The organism is Telluria sp. RB2R28 (assembly GCF_059685835.1).
On sequence record NZ_JCASIK010000001.1, the window covers coordinates 547640 to 568353 of the forward strand.

Here is a 20714-nt window from a genome sequence, read left to right on the forward strand (position 1 = left end):
GCCACGAGCGGCGCAAGCGCCGGGCACATCCCTGCAGGCCAACCCTGATGAAGGAGTAGATGATGGCGAATACGTTCGAGTCCGTAAGAGTGATCACGCTGACCGCCGGCAACTGCGGCATGCCCGGCGCCCCGATCCTGACGATGGCGCTGATGATCGACGGGGCCGATGGCACCGTGCAGGGCAAGGGCGAGATCACCCAGGCCCTGGCGCCACCGTATGGCGAGCTGCGCGTGTCCAACATCACCGGCCAGGTGCGCTCGATGGGGTTCGGCCCGGCAACGCAGGCGCTGGCACTGAAGGGCACGATCTTCACGACGCTCAAACCACCGGCAATCGGCACCATGGAGATTCCGTTCAGCGCCTTTTTCGTGACCGACAATGACTGGGTGGGCAACGGCTACTTCAACTACCCGCCCAACGATGTGACCGATGTGCCGATCGCCCCGGGGCTTACTGCGTCAGCAGTGGCAGCCGCAGCGTAAAGATGACCCGCCCGTCCGCATACCGGTAGGCCAGTTCGCCCTGGTGCTCGCGCACGATCTGCTGCGCGATGTACAGGCCCAGGCCCATGCCGGTGCGGTTGCGCGGGTTGTTCATCGACGCGCGCTTGAACGGATTGAACAGCGTGGCCACGGTTTCGGGCGCGATCGCCTGGCCGGCGTTGGCGACCTCGACCGATGCGTCACGCTCGTTGGCGCGCAGGCACACGGTCACCGGCGTGCCCGGCTCGCCGTGATGGCGCGCATTGCTCATCAGGTTGGATAACACCTGGCCCAGCCGGCCGCTGTCGGCCTTGACGGTGGCTTCGTCGTCGCAGATCAAGTTGAGCGGGATCGACGGATACGCCATGCGCGCCTCGTCCATCAGGTCGATCAGCAATTCCTTCAGGTCGACCGGCACCAGCGAGACGCCCAGACCCATGCCGCTGTCGATGCGGCTCATGTCCAGCACCTGGCTGATCATGCGCTGCATGCGGTTGGTCGACGACTGGATACGCTTGCCCAGCGTCGGCTGGCCGTTGCCGCCGCCGTTGCCGGTGCGCTCGAGCACCATGCCGGCCATATTGATCGAGTGCAGGGGATCGCGCAGGTCGTGCCCGAGCATGGCCAGCAACTGCGCGCGGGTCGCCTCGGTTTGGGAGCGGTGCGAGTTCACGGCGCGCACCAGTTCGGCCAGCGTCAGGCGGGCGTTGCCCAGCACGGTCGGTTCCCACGGGTGCGCGCAACCGCGCACCGTCTCATGCCAGGCGTCGAACGAGCCACGTGGCGTCAGGCGCTCGCCCAGCGGGCCGAAAATGGCGATCTTTTCCGGGCGGCCGCCCCAGGCCACGGTTTCGATCTGCTCGACGCGCAGCAGAACGCACCAGCCCTGGCCCATCGGATCGAAGGGCAGGGCCAGCATGCCAACCCACTTTCCCAGCTGCGCCTGGAGCGCCTCCGGCCATTCGCGCTTGGCTTCGCGGACCAGCAAATCGTGCTGGTTGTCGGGCAGCGACGCAATGATGGCCTTGGCCAGTTCGGGCACCAGGTCGCCGTGCACGACCACCTTGCCGTGCTGCGCAACGATCATTGCCTGGGCGCCGGCAGCCGCCATCAGCGACTTGCCGTGCTCGCCCAGCGCGTCGATCGGATCGTCGTCGAGCAGCAGCGATTCGACGATGCTCGTGCGCACGCGCGCCGACTGCTCGGCCAGCGTGGCGTCGGCGCGCGCTTCGATGCTGAGGATGGTCGAGGCCATCACCTGTGCCAGCACGTCGGCCGCCAGGCGCACGGCGTACGGCACCAGCTTTTTCGACATGTGATGGCAGGCGATCAGGCCCCACAGGCGGCCGTTGATGACGATGGAGACGCTCATCGACGCCATCACGTGCATGTTCTTCAGGTATTCGATGTGCACCGGCGACACACTGCGCAGCACCGCAAAACTCATGTCCAGCGGCGGGGCGCCCGGCGCGCCGCACAGCGGCACGGCGGTGTAGTCCATGTCGCCGATCATGCGCAGCGTATTGAGCGTGTACAGCCGGCGTGCCTGGGCCGGGATGTCGCCGGCCGGGTAGCGCTGGCCGAGATACGGGACCAGGTCGTCGCGGCGGCTTTCGGCGACCACGTCGCCGCTGTCATCGGCGCGGAAGCGGTAGGCCATCACGCGGTCGAACCCGGTGAACTCGCGCACCTGGGCCACGGCGACGCTGAGCAGCCCTTCGATGGTTTTCTGGCGGCGCAGGCGGTCGATCGAGCTGTGCGCCTTGACGGCGAACTGCGACACTTCTTCGGTCGAGGCTTCGCGCAGTTCGAATTCGGCGGTGACGCGCCCGTGGGCGGCGTGCACGACACAATCGTATTCTGCCGCGCCGATGGACAGGCCGGCCACGATCGGACCGGCGTCGTCGTCGTGCAGCGCGTCGATGCAGTCGGTGATGGCGTCGAAGGCGGCCACCGGCAGCGCAAGCGCATCCAGGGCCAGGCCCAGTTGCGGGACGACACCCAGCATGCCGGGCGCGTTTTCGCTCCAGCCGGCCAGACGTGCATCTTCGGTAAAGAACAGGATTGCACCGTGGGGCTGGATCGAGCCGGGGATATGGATCGGCTCTGCGGCACAGGACGACAAATCGACCCGCTGCCCATGCTCCATGATGACCGCTTGCATTGCCTTCAAATCACACCACCCCTAGTCGAATGACCGGCAAAAGACCGGCCGAGAGGAATTCTACAAGCAACCGGCAAACGGCGTGGAAACTGCAAACACGAACATTGCAATTGTTACACAACCATGTTGCATTACCCATACAGACGCGTGTTATTCCAGTAGTGCAGCACGCAACAGGGCAATCAGCGCGCCATGCCCGCCGTCGGACCGGCCGGCCGCGCAAAAGGCAATCACTTCGTTTTTTTGCACGAGCCAGCTGTGCACGATCCCGCGCAGCACCGGTTCGCCACCCGGTGAGCCGTAACCGATGCCGTGGATGATGCGCACGCAGCGCACGCCGCGCCGGTTGGCGCGGTGCAAAAAGTCGGTGAGGGCGTCGCGCGCAGCGTCGCGGTTCAGGCCGTGCAGGTCGAGTTCGTCCTGGATTGGCCAGTGACGTTTGCGCAATTTGCGCACGACGTCGGGGCCGACGCCATCGCGCGAGTAGCTCAGGGCCGGGTCCTCGTCGAGCATGCCTTCGACGTCGAACTGGTCCGACAGCGATTCGCGCAGGACCGCTTCGGTTTCTTCTTCGGCGGAGAGTACCGGGCCGCGCTGGATGGGGCGGTTGGGGGCCACATACACCGGGCGATGCACGTAGCGGTCGGACTCGGGCAGCTTGCGCACGCCCTGCATCGAGCTGCGAAATTCCACTGCCCGTTCGCGCGCCAGGCGTTCGCGCTGTTCACGCTCGGCCTGTTCGATGGCGCGCACGCGCTCGTTTTCCTTGAGCTGGTCGCGCAAGCCCTTGAGCTCAGCGAAGTCTTTCATGCCTGCCATCGAATGCGGTCCCTGGTGAGGATTTACTGTGGGTCGTCTTCCAGCGCTTCGAGGTAGCGCTGTGCGTCGAGCGCGGCCATGCAGCCGGTGCCCGAGCTGGTGATCGCCTGGCGATAGATGTGATCCTGCACGTCGCCGGCAGCAAACACGCCTGGCACGCTGGTGGCGGTCGCCATGCCTTCGAGGCCCGACTTGGTCACCAGGTAGCCGCCGCTGTGCATCTCGAGCTGGCCTTCGAAGATGCCCGTGTTCGGCTTGTGGCCGATGGCCACGAACAGGCCGTGCACGGTCAGGTCCTTGAACTCGCCCGTCTGGGTCGATTTCAGGCGCAGGCCGGTCACGCCGCTGTTGTCGCCCAGGACTTCGTCGAGCGTCTGGTTATATTCCAGCACGATCTTGCCTTCGGAGACCTTGTGCATCAGGCGGTCGACCAGGATCGGCTCGGCGCGGAAGCGGTCGCGGCGGTGGATCAGCGTGACCTTCGAGGCGATGCCGGCCAGGTACAGCGCTTCTTCGACAGCGGTATTGCCGCCGCCAATGACCGCGACTTCCTGGTTGCGGTAGAAGAAGCCGTCGCAGGTGGCGCAGGCCGACACGCCCTTGCCCATGAACGCCTGCTCGGATGGCAGGCCCAGGTATTGGGCCGAGGCGCCGGTAGCGATGATCAGGGCGTCGCAGGTGAACGTGAAGCTGTCGCCCACCAGGCGGATCGGCTTTTCGTTCAGGTAGGTCGTGTGGATCTGGTCGAACACGATTTCGGTATTGAAGCGCTCGGCGTGCTGCAGCAGGCGTTGCATCAGCTCCGGACCCTGCACGCCCAGCGGATCGCCCGGCCAGTTCTCGACATCGGTGGTGGTCATCAGCTGGCCGCCTTGCTCGACACCCGTCACCAGCATCGGCTTGAGGTTGGCGCGCGCGGCGTACACAGCGGCGCTGTAGCCGGCAGGACCGGAACCGAGAATGAGGACTTTGGCGTGTTTAGTTGTAGTCATGGCGGCGCTTCAATGATTGTTAATAGACACACGGCAATTGGGGGCGGCTTGAGAAGAATCAAGGCCCACGCGGGCGCCGGTCGGGGTGTGCGAAAGAGGGCAGATTATAGACGATGCGGCGCGCGGGCATGAATCGTGGGGCCAGTGTGACCGTATATCGCTTAGAATGACCGGATCGTCGATTCGTAGTTACCACGCAGTGCCTGCAATGAGCAAGAATAGTCCAGCCGCCACCTCCGGATATACCCGCACCAAGCAAACGGCCCGCGCGCCGCTGCCAGGCCGCCTGTCGCGCCTGCTGTCCGAAGCGCGCTGGATCGCCGGCGCCGTCGCGTTCCTTTATTTCGTCCTGATCCTTCTCAGCTATAGCAAGGGTGATCCCGGCTGGTCGCACGCCAATTCGGTGCCGCGCATCGACAATCTGGGCGGCGCTGCCGGCGCCTGGCTGTCCGACCTGCTGCTGTTCATCTTCGGCTTTTCGGCCTGGTGGTGGAGCGTCATCTTCCTGCGCCAGGTCTGGCGCGGCTGGCGGCGCCTGACCGACAAGCTCGGCACGGCTGCGGCCGTTGAGCCCGTGCACCACGGTGAAATCTATGTCCGCTGGATCGGCTTTGCGCTGATGTTCGCTGGCAGCGTCGGTCTGGAATACCTGCGCATGTGGTCGTGGGACGTCGAACTGCCACGCGCGCCCGGTGGCGTGCTGGGGCAACTGATCGGCCACGCCAGCCAGGTCACGTTCGGCGCGACCGGCGCGACCTTGCTGCTGTTGCTGCTGTTCGGCCTGGGGTTCTCGCTGTTCTTCCAGGTGTCGTGGCTGGCCGTGGCCGAGCGCATCGGCGGCGTGTTCGACGACGCATTCGACTGGTTCCGCCTGCGCATGGAAGACATCGAAGACCGCAAGCAGGGCGAAGTGGCAGCCGTCAAGCGCGACGAGGTCGTCGACCATGGCCGCGCCAGGTTCACGGAAAAGCATTCGAATGAGCCGATTCCGGTCGTGAAGGCCGAGCCGTCGCTCGACATGGCCCCAGCGCCGGCAACCGTTTCCATGGCCAAGTCGACGGCATCGTCGGCCTCGGGTAGCGCGTCGGGTAGTGCGTCAAGTGCCGCGCCAGGCGCCCAGCCAGCGCTGCAGCCGATCAAGATCGAGCCGCAGATGGTCAGCGTGCCCAAATCCGAACGCGCCGAAAAAGAACGCCAGACGCCATTGTTCTCGGATCACCGGGGCGATACCGGCCTGCCGCCGCTGGCGCTGCTCGATGAAGCACCGCCCGTGACCGAAACGGTCAGCGTCGAGACGCTGGAATTCACCAGCCGCCTCATCGAAAAGAAACTGTCCGACTTCGGCGTCGATGCCAAGGTCGTGGCTGCTTACCCGGGCCCCGTCGTCACGCGCTACGAGATCGAGCCGGCCACCGGCGTGAAGGGCAGCCAGATCGTCAACCTGGCGCGCGACCTGGCGCGTTCGCTGTCGCTGACCTCGATCCGCGTCGTGGAAACCATCCCCGGCAAGAACTACATGGCGCTCGAGCTGCCAAACCCGAAGCGCCAGATCGTGCGCCTGTCCGAAATCGTCGGCTCCAAGGTGTACGGCGACAGCGCGTCGAGCCTGACCGTGGCGCTGGGCAAGGACATCGCCGGCAAGCCGGTGGTGGCCGACCTGGCCAAGATGCCGCACCTGCTGGTGGCGGGTACGACGGGTTCCGGTAAATCGGTCGGCATCAACGCCACGATCCTGTCGCTGCTCTACAAGTCCGACCCGGCCGATGTACGCCTGATCCTGATCGACCCGAAGATGCTGGAAATGTCGGTGTACGAAGGCATTCCGCACCTGCTCGCGCCCGTCGTGACCGACATGCGCCAGGCGGGGCACGCGCTGAACTGGGCCGTCAACGAAATGGAGCGCCGCTACAAGCTGATGAGCAAGCTCGGCGTGCGTAACCTGGCCGGCTACAACAACAAGATCCTCGAGGCCGACAAGCGCGAAGAACACATTCCGAATCCGTTCTCGATCATGCCGGACAACCCGGAGCCGCTCGAGAAGCTGCCGACCATCGTCATCATCATCGACGAATTGGCCGACCTGATGATGGTCGTCGGTAAAAAGGTCGAAGAGCTGATCGCCCGTATCGCCCAGAAGGCGCGCGCGGCCGGCATTCACCTGATCCTGGCGACGCAGCGCCCGTCGGTCGACGTCATCACGGGCCTGATCAAGGCCAACATCCCGACCCGCATTGCGTTCCAGGTATCGTCGAAAATTGACTCGCGCACGATTCTCGACCAGATGGGCGCCGAGGCGCTGCTGGGCATGGGCGACATGCTGTACATGCCGCCGGGTACCGGCCTGCCGGTACGCGTGCACGGCGCCTTCGTGTCCGACGAGGAAGTGCATCGAGTTGTAAAACATCTGCAATCGCTGGGCGAGCCGAACTATATTGAAGGCATCCTCGAAGGGGGCACGCTGGAAGAAGGCGGCGCCACTGACGGGGCCGCAGCAGGCGAGGGTGGTGGCGAGGCCGACGCGCTGTACGACCAGGCGGTGCAGGTGGTGCTCAAGAACCGCCGCGCATCGATCTCGCTGGTCCAGCGTCATCTGCGCATCGGCTACAACCGCGCCGCGCGCCTGCTGGAACAGATGGAAAACAGCGGTGTCGTCTCGCCGATGCAGTCGAACGGCAACCGCGACATCCTGGTGCCGGCAGCCAGCGCGGAATAACAGCGCGCCTACCACGCGCCTGCGCTGCCTGACTGGTCATGAACCGCCGTAGGGTGGACGGCTCCGCCGTCCACGCGTCCAACCTGCCCAAGCAGGCCCCAACAACAAAAAAAGGCCCCACGCATGCAAGCAACCAAATTCACCATCGCCGCACTCTTGGCCACGAGCGCCTTCGCGTTCCCGACCATCGCCAGCGCCGCCGCGCTCGACCAATTCAAATCTTTCGTCGCCAGCACAAAATCGGCCAAGGGCGAATTCACGCAGCAACAGCTGGGCAAATCCAAAAGCGGCAAGGCCAGCCCCGCATCGAGCGGCAGCTTCGTGTTTGCCCGTCCCGGCAAGTTCATCTGGACCTACCAGAAGCCGTACGAGCAGGTCCTGCAAGCCGACGGCGACCAGCTGTATATCTATGACAAGGACCTGAACCAGGTCACCGTGCGCAAACTCGGTAACGCGCTGGGTTCATCCCCGGCCGCCATCCTGTTTGGCAGTAACAAGCTGGAAGAAAACTTCACGCTCAGCGAGGCTGGCGAGCGCGACGGCATGGAGTGGCTCAACGCCGTACCGAAAGCCAGGGACACGTCGTTCGAGCAGATCAGCATCGGCCTGAAGGGCGGGGTGCCGCTGGCAATGGAACTGAAGGACACGTTCGGCCAGACTTCGCGCCTGACCTTCACGAACTTCCAGCGCAATCCGGCCCTGGGCGCGCAGCAATTCAAGTTCGAGACGCCCAAGGGCGCCGACGTCGTCAATCAATAAGCCGCACCGGAGAGCGCCGTGGATGACCTGTTCAAGACCGAACCGGCGGCGCCGCTGGCCGAGGCCCTGCGCCCGCGCACCATCGACGAGGTCGTGGGGCAGAGCCACCTGCTGGGCCCCGGCAAGCCGCTGAACCTGGTCTTCAAGTCGGGCAAGCCCCATTCGATGATCCTGTGGGGCCCGCCGGGCGTGGGCAAGACCACGCTGGCGCGCCTGACCGCGTATGCGTTCGACTGCGAATTCATCGCCTTGTCTGCTGTGCTGTCGGGCGTGAAGGACATCCGCGCATCGATCGACCAGGCCGAGCAGTACCTGGCGCGCGGCAAGCACACGATCCTGTTCATCGACGAAATCCATCGCTTCAACAAATCGCAGCAGGACGCCTTGCTGCCGTTCGTCGAAAGCGGGCTTGTTACGCTGATCGGCGCGACCACCGAGAACCCGTCGTTCGAGGTCAATTCGGCGCTGCTGTCGCGCTCGCAGGTGTACACGCTCAAGGCATTGACCGATGACGAGCTGCGCCAGTTGCTCGCGCGCGCGAAAGAATCCGTGCTGCAGCATCTCGAATTCGACGAGGTCGCCATCGACACGCTGATCGGTTACGCCGACGGCGATGCGCGCCGCTTCCTGAACCTGCTCGAGCAAACCAAGACGTCCAGCGACACGGCCGGCATCACGCACATCACGGCCGACTTCGTCGAGAATGCGCTGACGCTGAACGTGCGCCGCTTCGACAAGGGCGGCGACAATTTTTATGACCAGATCTCGGCACTGCACAAGTCGGTGCGCGGCTCGCACCCGGATGCCGCACTGTACTGGCTGTGCCGCATGCTCGACGGCGGGGCCGACGCCAAGTACCTGTCGCGCCGCATCGTGCGCATGGCCTGGGAAGACATCGGCATTGCCGATCCGCGCGCGATCCAGCTGGCCAACGATGCGGCCGCCACCTACGAGCGGCTCGGCTCGCCGGAAGGGGAGCTGGCGCTGGGTCAGGCAGTGATCTATCTGGCGATCGCCGCCAAGAGCAATGCCGGCTACAACGCCTTCAATGCGGCGATGGCATTCGTGCGTAAGGACAAGTCGCGTGAAGTGCCGGTTCACCTGCGCAATGCGCCGACCAAGCTGATGAAAGAACTGGGCTACGGTCACGATTACCGGTACGCCCACGATGAGCCGCATGCGTATGCGGCCGGGGAGACCTACCTGCCGTACGACATGCCCGAGCCGGGCTGGTACCAGCCGGTGCCGCGCGGGATCGAAACCAAGATCGCCGAAAAGATGGCGTGGCTGCGCGGGCTGGACGACGAAGCGCGCCGCTAGCGGCCCTCGGCCGCCTTTACCAGCAAGCCGGATAACTCATCGAAATACGCCAGCGCCGCCGGCGTGAGGTCAACCTGCTTGCGCCGGGTGTCCTCGGTGTCGGTGAGCGTGAGCCAGCCTTTCTTGCGCATCGCCGTGACCCGCGCATGAATGGTGGCGGGCGCACCAAGGTGTTCCTGCGCCATCAGGTCGCGCACGGAGAGGCGCTGGTGCGCCTGCAATGCACGGGCGACCACGGCCAGCACGCGCTCTTCGCGCGCGTCGAGCGGCCCCAGAGTGGGCAGCGTGCGCAGTGCGTCGACCAGATTCAGGAAGCGCAGGTAGATATCGGCCGGCCGTGTCGGCGGTTTTTCTTGACTCATCGAGTTCCCATGCTTTGTTCGGGCAATGCTTGTTGCAGTGCTGCCACGCTTAGCAAATTGTTGCGTGTCGGATAACATCCACTTGTTTATAATCCGGCGTCCTTCCGTGATCTTTACATTGTAACCAAAGCCTCTCATCCATGCGTCAATTGCAGCTTAAATTCGCCATGGTGGCGTGCACGGCGACCCTGTTCCTGGCTACCATCCTGCTGAACGAAATGCTGTTCACGCGCCTCGAGTTCGCGCCCGGCATCAACATGATCTACCTGCCTGCCGGGGTACGCCTGCTAAGCGTTTTGCTGTTCGCCGAGGCCGGAGCATTCGGCCTGCTGCTGGCATCCTGGTACATCTGCTTCTTCCACTTTTTTCCCGATGATCCGCTGCGCTCGTTCGCTGGCGGCATCCTGTCGTCACTGGCACCTTATCTTGCGTACCGCGCGTTGCTGGCGTCAGGAATCGGTGCATCGCTGCGCGGCATGAGCGGCCAGCGTTTGTTCTGCTTCGCGCTGCTGTTCTCCGTCATGAGTCCCGCCATGCACCATGCCTGGTTTGCACTGATGGGCGGCCAGGATCTGTGGAAAGGCTTCGTCGTCATGTTCACCGGCGATCTGGCTGGCACGCTCATCGTACTGTACGGCGCCAGGCTCGCCCTGAACGTATTCTGGCCAATGCCTGCTTATCGGTAACAGAAATTTCTTTACAGGAAATAAATACACGTGTAGGATACGCTCTCATAATGATAACGTTCTAATTTCTATATCAATAGGGCCGGGCATGTTAACAAGATCAAGCTTCCTGTCGACTGGCGTGCTGGCGCTGTCAATCGCGACAACGTTACTGACTGGCTGCGATCGTGCACGTCACAGCGTGGCGGAAGCGATTCGTCCTGCCAGTGCTGCCGAGGTGGCAGGGACGCTGCGTGAACAGATTGCCAAGGGCGACTTCAGTCGGGCCAGCGCCGATGACGCCGCCTGGCTAGAGAAACAGGCCGACCCAAGCGGCGGCGTCGCCTGGGAAACTGCAAAAGCGAGTGCGCAGGCAGGCCACGCCAATGCAGCCATTCGCTTTGCCGGGATGGCGCTGCAGGGCGGTGCGGTGGACGGGGTGCGGCTAATGACCGAGCCGATGCTCGAGCCGGTGCGCCTTGACGACCGTCTGGTAGCCCTGGCTGCCGGGGCCGCCGCAGCACCGGGCGGTCACGCCGACAGACCAATGCCTGGCACCACGCCGGTTCCGGTGTCATCCAATGCTGCAGCGGCGTCCATCGGCGTCGATGGCATCAAGGCCAGCGCCGGCGACGTTTCGGTTGAGCTACCCGACTAATCTTCTCTCTCACACCTTTCCCATGATGAAGAAACATTTGCTGCCAGCGCTGCTCGCGCTGAGCATCGTTACGCCGGTCACGGCCGAAACCTTCCAGGCCAACGGTACCAAGGAACTGAGTATCAAGGCGAATGGAGACTTGATCAACGCGCGCCGTATCGCACGCGAGCAGGCCGAGAAGGATGCCGTCGCCAGCGTCCTCAAGATCAAGCTCAGCGCCGACCTGAACGACCCCAAAGTGCGCAATGCGCTGCCCGATCTGCACAAGCAGCTGGCCGACAAGCTGCGCACATCGTTCAGCGCCGAGGGCGACGTCCTCAGTGCGCGCAGCGTGCTGCAGGTCGAATCGAGCGAGTTCCTGGATCTGGCACGTTCGCTGGGCATCGGTTCGGGCGTGGCGGTCGCCAATGCAAGGGTACTGTTCCTGATCGACGAGTACTTTGGTGTCGGCACCCGGCTTGATCCGTCGTTGCCGATGGTTACTGAAATCGATTATTCGCACGACAAGAGCGCAATGTCGGACCAGAGCACGTCGGTCACGTCATCGCGCAGCGCCTCGAGTTCGTCCGCCAGCGCCGCCAAGGGCAGCGTCGCAGCCGCCTCGTCGGACAAGGCCGCGTTCGCTGCCAGTTCGGCGTCGTCCGTTGCTGCGCGTGATCGCCAGGCCCACAGCGGCTCTGCCAGCGGCGCAATGGCGCTGCGCGACGGTTACGGCAATGCCGGCGCCGCTTCGGGCAGCGCTTCGTCGTCCGGGGCGCGTGACACGCAGTTTGCCGGCGCCCAGAAATCATCCGCCGCCGGCAGTACGTCGTCGCAGGCGGCCATGAGCGCCACGTACGCGAACGCCAGCGCCAGCAAGTCGGCAAGTGCGGCGGGCTACTCGGCGCAGAATACTGACGTCCGGCGCCAGAATGACGTGGTCAACCTCAAGGTGCGCCAGGTCTTTGCCGGCATCGACAATGGCCGGCCGGTCGAGGCCAGCAGCGCCCTGATCACCCAGAAGCTGCAGCAGGTCGCGGGCGATTTCGGCCTGGCCTTTACCGACGAGCGCGATTTCCGCGTCGAAGGTGGGCAGCGCCTGACCGTCAGCGATATCGAGCGCCTGCAGAAGTTCGATGCCTATCTGGCGAAGGCAGCGGCAGGCAGCTACCGCGCCAAGTACGTCGTCTATGGGCGTGCCCGCATGCAGACCGAAGGAACGAGTCCGAGCGGCCAGACCGAATGTTCCGGACAATTACAGCTGACGTCGTCGAACGTCGACACCGGCGCCGGTTTCGTGGCCGGCACGATCGTCAAGCGCGCTACCGGCAGCAGTGACCAGAATTGCCGCGGCAACCTCTCCGAGTCGATGGCGCGTGCACTTGCCGACACGATCGGTACCAAGGCCCAGCGCGCCCTGCAGCAGGGCGCCGTCCAGGGCACGCCGTATTTTGTCTCGATCTACAGCGCACTGCGCGTGCCGGGTAAGGTGCGGCGCGATTTTTCCAGCCGCCTGAAGGCAATCGAAGGCGTGGTCGAAGTCGGTGACGGCGACAACGCGACCGACGAGCTACGTACCTGGAACGTCATGGCCAAGGGTAACTTCGGCGAGCGGATCGAAGACATGGTCGACGCCTTCAAGGAATCGGGCGACGCTGCGTACAAGGACGCCCGCTTCGAACGCCGGGGCGACCGCCTCGTGATGTGCATCGAAGGCAAGTGCCCGGAGCGAATTTGATGGGGCATTGTTTGCGCATGACGGGCAAGATTGCCCGTCTGGCCATCGGTATGGCCATCGGCCTTGCCGCCGTCTTGCCGGCCGCAGCGGCATCGTTCTATCTGTTTCCCGTGCAGGAAATCGAGGGCATGTCGGCGGAGGGGCAGAAAGCCCGCCGCATGCTCGATCCCGGTGTGATGGCGCGCCTGTTCGGAGACAAGGCCGGGCAACAGGCGCAGGCTGCGCTGGTCACGCAGTTCGTCCATCAGTTGCACGGGGCCTATCCGGACTCACTCATCCATGCGCGTCAGGTTGCCGACAACAACATCGGTCAAGGCCATCGCTTCGTCAATGACGGCAGCCTGCAGTGCCGCGCGGCGCCATCGTTCAAGGTGGCCGATACCTACGCCGTGGTGCTCGGCATCACGCGGGCATCGCTGTACAAGGTCGAGCGCGGCGACAACGTCGAGGTGCTGGTGCCGGTGACGCTCAGCCTGCAGTTCGTCCGGCCGAGTCTGGCCAAGGTCGTCTACACGATGAGCGAGACGGTATATACGCCGTTTCGCTTCAGCCGCAGCGAGTACGCATCGGGGGCGATGGATGCGACCATCCGCGCCGAAGTCCTCAAGAGCATCGGCGAACAGATCGGTACGCTGGTTGCCGGCGCCCGCGCTGCCTTCGACCCCAGGTCGACGACAGTCAGGCTGGTGGACCGCGACGGCAAGTTCCTGGTCGCCGATCGTGGTGTCGAAGCCGGGTTCGTCAAGGGCGAACAGGTCGAGGCGCGCTCTGCCAGTGGCCAGGCCAGCATCTTCGACGTGCTCTACGCTGACAGCGGCTACGCCGTACTGCGCAGCGCCATGGGTTCGGCAAGCGTGGGCGACAGCCTGCAATTCACGTTCGAAAGCACGGGCGACGACAGCCGCAAACCACGCCTGATGCCTGTAGTTGCCAGCAACGATCCTGACAGCACGGCGGTCGCCGACATGTTCGGGCGCGCCATCGGGTTCAAGGCAACGTTTCAGATCAGCCCGGTCGACGTGCATTTCGACCAGACCAGGCAGCGCATCACCCGCGCTGCCAATTGCGTCGACTGGAGCAAATTGCCGAGCATGGCGCAGGCATCCGGTGAGCGGAACGATCCCCCCGACTTCTTCCTGCGCTTCACGCCGGTGAGCACGCCGTCGGTTGTCCTGAGTGGCGTGCGCGGCGCCGTGACGGAGGAACGCTTTCATACGCTCGTGACGGCGCAGGTCGTCGACCAGTTCGGCAAGGTGGTGTTTTCGGAACTGGGCGACGATGACCACCGGATCGAACGCGTCGGCGGCAACGGTCTGGGCCTGCCGGAGGCGCGCGAAGTCGCCCTCAAGAATGCAACCGGCAAGCTCGCAGACAACTTCCTCGCCAATGTGCGCTTTGCCGCGCGCGAACTGCGCGTGGTGAAGGTGGATGCAGAGCGGCTCTGGGTCGAGGGCATGGACGGCGTGCCGACCGGGCTGCCCAGCTTTGGCGTGCTGCATCCGCTGTCGGCGAAAGCAGGAACCAAGGCAGCGCTGCTCGATCTGGACGTCCAGCCCGGCAGCATCAATGCCGTCGGCGATGGCGCCCTTGTCGGCCTGTCGTACTCGGCAGTCAATCCGGCATTGCCGCGTCCGCAGCGTGGCGACATCGTGCGTCTGTATGGGCAGCAACTGGCCGGCGTGACGCGCGTGACCGATTGCACGGAGCCGGTGTATGTCGGGCAGAACAATGTGGCCGAGGCGGCGTTTGCGGGGCCGCTGGTGCGCCACGCTGTTTATCGTTCGCGCAACTATGCCGGGCATGTGGGCGACCCCGCGTTCTACGACGCCGCCAACGCGCTGCTGGGCAGCGGCCTGTTCGACCTGCGCTTGCAGGCGCCGACGATCGGTTTGTGCGTCCAGCCGGGGTATGTCATGCGCGAAGAAGCGGCGCAGTGCGCCGGCGCAGCATGCAGCGCCACGGTGATGCTGGGCCTGCAAGCACGTTTCAAGGCAGGAGGCGAGCTGAAGCATACGGCGGCCTCGGGCTTGCGCACCGAATTCAGTGGGGTGCCGCCGCAGGGCAGGGAGGCATTCTACGGATACAAGGGACTGGGCAACGGGCTGTCAATGCAGCCCGACCTGCTCAAGAAAATCGAGAACTGAACAACGTTACAACACAGGGATACAAAAAAAATGAACAAGATTGCACAAGCTGTCGTCGTGGCCGCATGCCTGATGGGTGCGGGCACGGCCCAGGCCCAGTTGGGTGGCCTGGGTGGCCTGCTGGGCGGCGCGAAGAGCAGCAGTGGCGGCGATATCGGCGCTAGCGTCGGCACCTTCGTCAGCCAGAGCGCAGTGCTGGGCGCACTGACCAGCCAGTCGCTGGTGGCGATCAATTCGGCTTTCATGAGCAAGGAAGACAGCGCCGTCATCAAGGCTGAACTGAATGCCATCAACAAGCTGACCGATCCGGGCGAAAAGAACGTGCGCACGAAAAAGCTGTATGAGTCGCAGTCGGCCGAAACGAAGCGCCTGCTCGACTCGGGCGACATGAAGGGCCGCATGGCCACGCTCGACGCCGATGGTCGCAAACAGATCGGCAGCGCCTTGCTCAACTTTGGTATCGGCGGCCTGCAAGCGCTTGAGCTGACCAGGACCGGGCAGGCGCTGGTGGGCCAGGCGGGCGCCAATCCGATGAACCTGACGAAGATCATGCCAGTCAAGGACACCTTGCCACTGCTGGGGAAAGTCGTCAGCGATTCGGGTGGCATCATCGCTGGCGTGGTGAAACTGGCGCAGGGTGCCAACATCGACGTGCCGAAAGTGACGGCCAGTTCCAAGCCGGTCGATCTGGCTTTCTGATCCCGCATGGCGCATAGCGCCATTCAGGACGGCGTTGCCGTCGGTCGCATGGCGGCGCATTCTGCGCCGCGGTTCGTGCGCTTCGTCGCAAGTCGATGGTGGTTCAGGGGATCGGTGGCTACAGTACCACCATACCGCAGCACCTCTGCGAACCCTGAAACCACCACCGAGGAGCCATCATGAACATCCGTAAAAACTTCGAAGCCCTGTTCCTGGCCGTTGTCGCACTGGGCCTGGTTGGCAGCTACGTCACCGCAGACGAACGGCCGATCACGATCGCCGCATCGACCGCGCCGGCACTCGACATGGCCAGCATCCAGACCGTCGTCGTGAGCGCGCCGCGCCTGGCCGCCACGCTGTAAGTCGCCGCCGACCGGTGGGCAGGCGAGGGCCCGGCAGAGCGACTGCCAAATCTCGCAAGGAATGCCAGTCGGCTTGGTACAATTGTGGTTTCGATACACACAGCCTGGTCCAACCCGACATGATTGACATCCAACTTCTCCGCAAAGACATCGACACCGCTGCCGCCCGCCTGGCGACCCGCAAGTACCAGCTCGATGTGTCCGCCTTCAGTGCACTGGAGGCCGAACGCAAGGCCATCCAGACGCGCACCGAAGAACTGCAGGGCAAGCGCAATGCGCTGTCCAAGCAGATCGGCATGCTCAAGGGCAAAGGCGAAGACACGACGGCCGTGATGGCGGAAGTGGCGGGCCTGGCCGACGAGCTCAAGGCCAATGAAGCAGCGCTGGCGAAAGTCCAGGAGAGCATGGCCCAGTTCATGGCGGCCGTACCGAACCTGCCGCACGAGAGCGCCCCGCAGGGCCTGGATGAAAGCGGCAACGTCGAAGTACGCAAGGTGGGCGATGTGCCCGCATTCGACTTCGCCGTGCGCGACCACGTCGACATCGGCGAGCGCCTGGGCCTGGACTTCGAAACCGCCACCAAGATCACCGGCTCGCGTTTCTCGATGATGAAGGGCGGCATGGCGCGCCTGCACCGCGCGCTGGCGCAGTTCATGCTCGACACGCACACCGAACGCCACGGCTATACCGAGTGCTACACCCCGTACATGGTCAATGCCGATTCTCTGCGCGGCACCGGCCAGCTCCCGAAATTCGAAGCCGACCTGTTCTCGGTGAAAAAGGGCGGCGTCGAAGGCGAGGGCGAAACCTTCTACCTGATCCCGACGTCCGAAGTCTCGTTGACCAACGTCGTGCGCGACGAGATCCTGGCGCTGGACGCGCTGCCGCTCAAGATGACGGCGCACACGCCATGCTTCCGTTCCGAAGCCGGCAGCTACGGCCGCGACACGCGCGGCATGATCCGCCAGCACCAGTTCGACAAGGTCGAGCTGGTCCAGGTGGTGCATCCGGAGCAGTCGTACGCGGTGCTCGACGAGATGGTTGGCCATGCCGAGTTCATCCTGACTTCGCTTGGCCTGCCATACCGCGTCATGCTGCTGTGCACGGGCGATATGGGCTTCTCGGCCGCCAAGACCTTTGACATCGAAGTCTGGCTGCCGGCGCAGAACACCTACCGCGAGATTTCGTCGCTGTCGAACTGCGAAGCCTTCCAGGCGCGCCGCATGCAGGCCCGTTTCCGCAATGCGCAGGGCAAGCCCGAGCTGGCGCATACGCTCAATGGCTCGGGTCTGGCCGTGGGCCGCACGCTGGTAGCCGTGCTCGAGAATTACCAGCAAGCCGACGGCAGCGTGATCGTGCCCGAGGTGCTGCGCCCGTATATGGGTGGCCTGGAACGCCTGACGCCAGCAGCTTGAAACGGGTGAGGGAAGAGGAAATTAGCCACTGCGCATTTTCTCCCTTCCATTTTCCGATCAATCCGCTATAATGGCGGTCTCTTGCAGCTCACAGCAAGAATCGACCGAATCAGGAGAGGTGGCAGAGTGGTCGAATGTACCTGACTCGAAATCAGGCGTACGCGCGAGCGTACCGTGGGTTCGAATCCCACCCTCTCCGCCAAGTAGCATGGAACAAGCCACCGCAAGGTGGCTTTTTTCATTCCCGAACGCTGCCAGGACTTCCCCATGCTCGCACGACTTGCATCCCGATTTCTGCCGGACCGAATGACCCTGATGCTGCTGGCTGTCGTGGCCACCGCCAGCATCTTCCCGGCGCAGGGTGACGTCGCCGCCGTGCTGAAGGTCGTCACGATGGTGATGATCGGCGTGCTGTTCTTTTTGCACGGTGCCAAGCTGTCGCGCGCCGCGATCATCGCCGGTGCGACCCACTGGCGCCTGCATCTGCTGGTGCTGCTGTGCACCTTCGCGCTGTTCCCCGTGCTGGCGCTGCTGTTCAAGCCCGCCATCCTGCTGCTGCTCACGCCTGAGCTGTATCTCGGCATCCTGTTTCTGTGCCTGCTGCCCTCGACCGTGCAGTCGTCAATCGCGTTCACGGCCGCGGCGCGTGGCAATGTGCCGGCCGCGGTCTGCAGCGCGTCAGTGTCGAGCCTGCTCGGCATCTTCCTCACACCGCTGCTGGTGAGCGTGGCGATGCCAGCCTCTTCTGGCGCCGGCGCATCGCTCGATTCGGTCCTGATGATCGTCTACCAGCTGTTGCTGCCATTCGTTGCGGGCCAGATCGCCCGGCGCTGGATCGGTGGCTGGGTCGATCGCCACAAGAGCCTGGTCAGGGGCGTCGACCAGGGTTCGATCCTGCTGGTGGTGTTTTCAGCGTTCAGCGCGGCCGTGGTGGAAGGGTTGTGGTCGCGCGTGCCAGCCGCCATGCTGGTCAACCTGGTGGTGGTCTGCATCGTGCTGCTGGCGGTCGTCATGCTGGTGGTGACATGGCTGGCGCGGCGCTTCGGGTTTTCGAAGGCCGACGAAATCACGATCGTGTTTTGCGGCTCCAAGAAAAGCCTGGCCACCGGCATCCCGCTGGCCCACGTGCTGATTCCCGCCGCCAGCATCAGCATGGTGGTGCTGCCGCTGATGCTGTTTCATCAGATCCAGCTGATCGTCTGCGCGGTGATTGCGGGCCGCTACGCGCAGCGGCCCGTAGAGCCTGCTGAAACCGTCTAGCCTGGCGCCAGGCGCATCTGCCAGTAGCCGACATCGATCCACAGCCCGAGCTTGAAGCCCACTTCTGAAAAGTGCGCCACCTTGGCAAAGCCCAGGCGTTCGTGCAGCCGGACACTGCGCGCGTTCGGCTGCGCGATGCCGGCAATGACCGTGTGCAGGCCACGCGTGCGCAATGCATCCAGCAAGCTGGCATACAGGCGCATGCCATGACCCTGGCCGGCCAGGGCGGCATCAAGATAGATCGTGCTCTCTACCGCGTGGCGATAGGCATGCCGGGCGCGCCACTTGGTGGCGTAGGCATAGCCGATGATGGCGTCACCGTCCGTCAGCACCTGCCAGGGCAGGCCGCCGTCGATCACGTCGGCGATGCGCGCGGCCATGTCGGCGGCGGTCACCGGCGCTTCCTCGAACGAGATGGTCGTGCCGTCGACGTAGTGGTTGTAGATGGCGCAGATGCGGGCGGCGTCAAGCGGGCATGCGGGGCGGATAACGGTCATTGTCGGGTGCGACTCCATGTAAAGACGCATCATAAGACACGCCGGGCCATAAACCACGACCTGCGTGAATACCCGACCAAACCGCTCGATGATTGATGCGATGCAATATATTCCTGTTACTATCCAGACCAGTAGTCAATATTTTCGCTGGCTGATCGGTTACGTAGAAGGAAGTTCATGCTGTTGCGCTTGCAGGCCGCATTTCGTTATTTCAATCAGGCCGTGCCATTTCGCCTGATCCCTGCACTGGTCACCACTGCCGTACTGCTCACACTGCTGGCCATTCCGCATCCCGCAGGCTTGACCGCTGGCGCATGGACAATGGTGGCAATCTTCCTCACCACCATCGTCGCCATCATTTTGAAAGTCATGCCAATCGGCGTCATGGCGCTGATGGCGATCGTGATCGTCGCCCTGTCGCAAGTGACGTCCGGGTCATCCAAGGGCGCGATGGCCGACGCGCTGGGCAGCTTTTCCAGCCCGCTGATCTGGCTGATCGTCGTTGCCGTGCTGATCTCGCGCGGCCTGAAGAAGACGGGCCTGGGCAACCGCATTAGCCTGAACTTCATCGCGCTGCTGGGCAAGCGCACGATCGGCATCGGCTACGGGCTGGCCGTCTGCGAGCTGGTGCTGGCACCGTTCACGCCGAGTAATACCGCGCGCGGCGGCGGCATCGTCCACCCGATCATGAAGTCGATCGCCGCGTCGTTCGATTCCGACCCGGCCAAGGGCACCGAGGGCAAGGTGGGCACGTACCTGGCGCTGGTCAACTACCACGCCAATCCCATCACCTCGACGATGTTCGTCACCGCCACCGCGCCCAATCCGCTGGTGGTCGACTTCGTCGCGCGCGCCAGTGGCCAGACATTTCAGCTGAGCTGGACCACGTGGGCGCTGTGCATGGTATTGCCGGGACTCGTGTGCCTGCTGCTGATGCCCCTGATTATTTACCTGCTGGCGCCGCCAGAACTCAAGCAGACACCCGATGCGATCGGCTTCGCGCGGGCCGAGCTTGCGCGCATGGGGCCCTTGTCGGCCAGCGAGCGCGTGATGCTCGGCACCTTCGGCCTGCTGCTGGTGCTGTGGGCGAACGTGCCGGCCATGATCTTTGGCAGCGCGTTCACGCTCGACCCGACCGTGGTCGCCTTTGTCGGCCTGTTCATCCTGATCATCACGGGCACGCTCGACTGGGACGATATCCTGTCCGAAAAAAGCGCGTGGGATACCTTGATCTGGTTCGGCGCGCTCGTCATGCTGGCCGAGCAGCTCAACAAGATGGGCGTGATCGCCTGGGCCTCGAACGGCATGCGCGACGCCATCGTCGCCAGCGGCATGGGCTGGGGCGCCGCAGCGAGCGTGCTGGTGCTGGCCTTCGTGTTCTCGCACTACCTGTTCGCCAGCACCACGGCCCACATCAGCGCGATGATGTTCGCGTTCCTGTCGGTGGGCGCGGCGCTGGTGCCGGGCCAGTATCTCGTGCTGTTCCTGCTGATGATGACGGCGGCGTCGGGCATCATGATGACGCTGACCCACTACGCCACCGGCACCTCGCCGATCATCTTCGGCAGCGGGTATGTCACCATGGGCCTGTGGTGGAAGGTCGGCTTCATCATGTGCCTGTTCGAACTGGCGGTGTTTGCCGTCGTCGGCGGCCTGTGGTGGAAGTTGCTCGGGTACTGGTGA

Annotated in this window: 18 protein-coding genes and 1 tRNA gene; 14 read left to right on the forward strand and 5 right to left on the reverse strand. The window is 64.0% G+C overall.

All coding sequences use genetic code 11. The features are described 5' to 3' along the window. The first annotated feature begins 59 nt into the window (after nt 1–59). Nucleotides 60–485, forward strand: a complete 426-nt coding sequence (locus AC56LV_RS02405) for a DUF1842 domain-containing protein (RefSeq protein ID WP_499555745.1) — start codon at nt 60–62, stop codon at nt 483–485. Here AC56LV_RS02405 and AC56LV_RS02410 read toward each other — a convergent pair. The 3 genes from AC56LV_RS02410 to trxB form a co-directional block, all read right to left on the reverse strand. After that, a complete protein-coding gene (locus tag AC56LV_RS02410) occupies nt 454–2649 on the reverse strand; it encodes an ATP-binding protein (protein ID WP_499555747.1) in 2196 nt (731 codons plus the stop codon). The genes AC56LV_RS02405 and AC56LV_RS02410 overlap by 32 nt on opposite strands. A gap of 150 nt (nt 2650–2799) precedes the next feature. After that, nucleotides 2800–3468, reverse strand: coding sequence for a Smr/MutS family protein (locus AC56LV_RS02415; protein ID WP_332529956.1), 669 nt, complete (start codon nt 3466–3468; stop codon nt 2800–2802). A gap of 23 nt (nt 3469–3491) precedes the next feature. After that, on the reverse strand, nt 3492–4460 hold the full coding sequence (gene trxB, locus AC56LV_RS02420; protein WP_499555749.1) for a thioredoxin-disulfide reductase: 969 nt from the start codon (nt 4458–4460) through the stop codon (nt 3492–3494). A 208-nt stretch (nt 4461–4668) separates the two neighbouring features. Here trxB and AC56LV_RS02425 point away from each other — a divergent pair, with 208 nt between their 5' ends. The 3 genes from AC56LV_RS02425 (at nt 4669) to AC56LV_RS02435 (ending at nt 9252) form a co-directional block, all read left to right on the forward strand. Continuing rightward, complete coding sequence (locus AC56LV_RS02425; protein ID WP_499555751.1) at nt 4669–7173, forward strand: DNA translocase FtsK; 2505 nt, start codon at nt 4669–4671, stop codon at nt 7171–7173. Between the two features lie 123 nt (nt 7174–7296). Further along, nucleotides 7297–7932: an outer membrane lipoprotein chaperone LolA gene (gene lolA / locus AC56LV_RS02430; RefSeq protein WP_499555753.1), complete on the forward strand. Its 636-nt coding sequence runs from the start codon at nt 7297–7299 to the stop codon at nt 7930–7932. Nucleotides 7933–7950: 18 nt separating this feature from the next. After that, nucleotides 7951–9252, forward strand: a complete 1302-nt coding sequence (locus AC56LV_RS02435) for a replication-associated recombination protein A (RefSeq protein WP_332529958.1) — start codon at nt 7951–7953, stop codon at nt 9250–9252. Here AC56LV_RS02435 and AC56LV_RS02440 read toward each other — a convergent pair. Then, nucleotides 9249–9614 carry a winged helix-turn-helix domain-containing protein gene (locus AC56LV_RS02440; RefSeq protein ID WP_332529959.1) on the reverse strand — a complete coding sequence of 122 codons (366 nt, stop codon included), beginning with the start codon at nt 9612–9614 and terminating at the stop codon, nt 9249–9251. The two genes, AC56LV_RS02435 and AC56LV_RS02440, sit on opposite strands and share 4 nt — an antisense overlap. A gap of 140 nt (nt 9615–9754) precedes the next feature. Here AC56LV_RS02440 and AC56LV_RS02445 point away from each other — a divergent pair, with 140 nt between their 5' ends. From AC56LV_RS02445 to AC56LV_RS02485, 9 genes are all read left to right on the forward strand, one after another. Next, nucleotides 9755–10300 (forward strand): hypothetical protein, encoded by a 546-nt coding sequence (locus AC56LV_RS02445; RefSeq protein ID WP_499555755.1) that lies wholly within the window; start codon nt 9755–9757, stop codon nt 10298–10300. 88 nt (nt 10301–10388) lie between these two features. After that, a complete protein-coding gene (locus tag AC56LV_RS02450) occupies nt 10389–10937 on the forward strand; it encodes a hypothetical protein (RefSeq protein WP_499555757.1) in 549 nt (182 codons plus the stop codon). 22 nt (nt 10938–10959) lie between these two features. Continuing rightward, a complete protein-coding gene (locus AC56LV_RS02455) occupies nt 10960–12654 on the forward strand; it encodes a hypothetical protein (RefSeq protein WP_499555759.1) in 1695 nt (564 codons plus the stop codon). Next, nucleotides 12654–14798 carry a hypothetical protein gene (locus AC56LV_RS02460; RefSeq protein ID WP_499555761.1) on the forward strand — a complete coding sequence of 715 codons (2145 nt, stop codon included), beginning with the start codon at nt 12654–12656 and terminating at the stop codon, nt 14796–14798. Before AC56LV_RS02455 ends, AC56LV_RS02460 begins: the two co-directional genes overlap by 1 nt. Before the next feature lie 30 nt (nt 14799–14828). Next, nucleotides 14829–15497, forward strand: a complete 669-nt coding sequence (locus tag AC56LV_RS02465; RefSeq protein WP_499555763.1) for a hypothetical protein — start codon at nt 14829–14831, stop codon at nt 15495–15497. Between the two features lie 179 nt (nt 15498–15676). After that, nucleotides 15677–15859, forward strand: coding sequence for a hypothetical protein (locus AC56LV_RS02470; protein ID WP_499501718.1), 183 nt, complete (start codon nt 15677–15679; stop codon nt 15857–15859). A 119-nt stretch (nt 15860–15978) separates the two neighbouring features. Beyond that, nucleotides 15979–17274 carry a serine--tRNA ligase gene (serS, locus tag AC56LV_RS02475; RefSeq protein WP_499453047.1) on the forward strand — a complete coding sequence of 432 codons (1296 nt, stop codon included), beginning with the start codon at nt 15979–15981 and terminating at the stop codon, nt 17272–17274. Between the two features lie 112 nt (nt 17275–17386). Beyond that, nucleotides 17387–17476 (forward strand) — tRNA-Ser (locus tag AC56LV_RS02480). Nucleotides 17477–17541: 65 nt separating this feature from the next. Then, the gene (locus AC56LV_RS02485) at nt 17542–18534 is read left to right on the forward strand and encodes a bile acid:sodium symporter family protein (RefSeq protein WP_499555765.1); all 993 of its coding nucleotides are present in this window, start codon (nt 17542–17544) and stop codon (nt 18532–18534) included. Here the strand turns inward: AC56LV_RS02485 and AC56LV_RS02490 are convergent. Then, nucleotides 18531–19031 carry an arsinothricin resistance N-acetyltransferase ArsN1 family B gene (locus AC56LV_RS02490; protein ID WP_499555767.1) on the reverse strand — a complete coding sequence of 167 codons (501 nt, stop codon included), beginning with the start codon at nt 19029–19031 and terminating at the stop codon, nt 18531–18533. The two genes, AC56LV_RS02485 and AC56LV_RS02490, sit on opposite strands and share 4 nt — an antisense overlap. Before the next feature lie 177 nt (nt 19032–19208). Here AC56LV_RS02490 and AC56LV_RS02495 point away from each other — a divergent pair, with 177 nt between their 5' ends. Continuing rightward, entirely contained in the window at nt 19209–20714 is a 1506-nt protein-coding gene (locus tag AC56LV_RS02495; RefSeq protein ID WP_499555769.1) for a DASS family sodium-coupled anion symporter, read from the forward strand.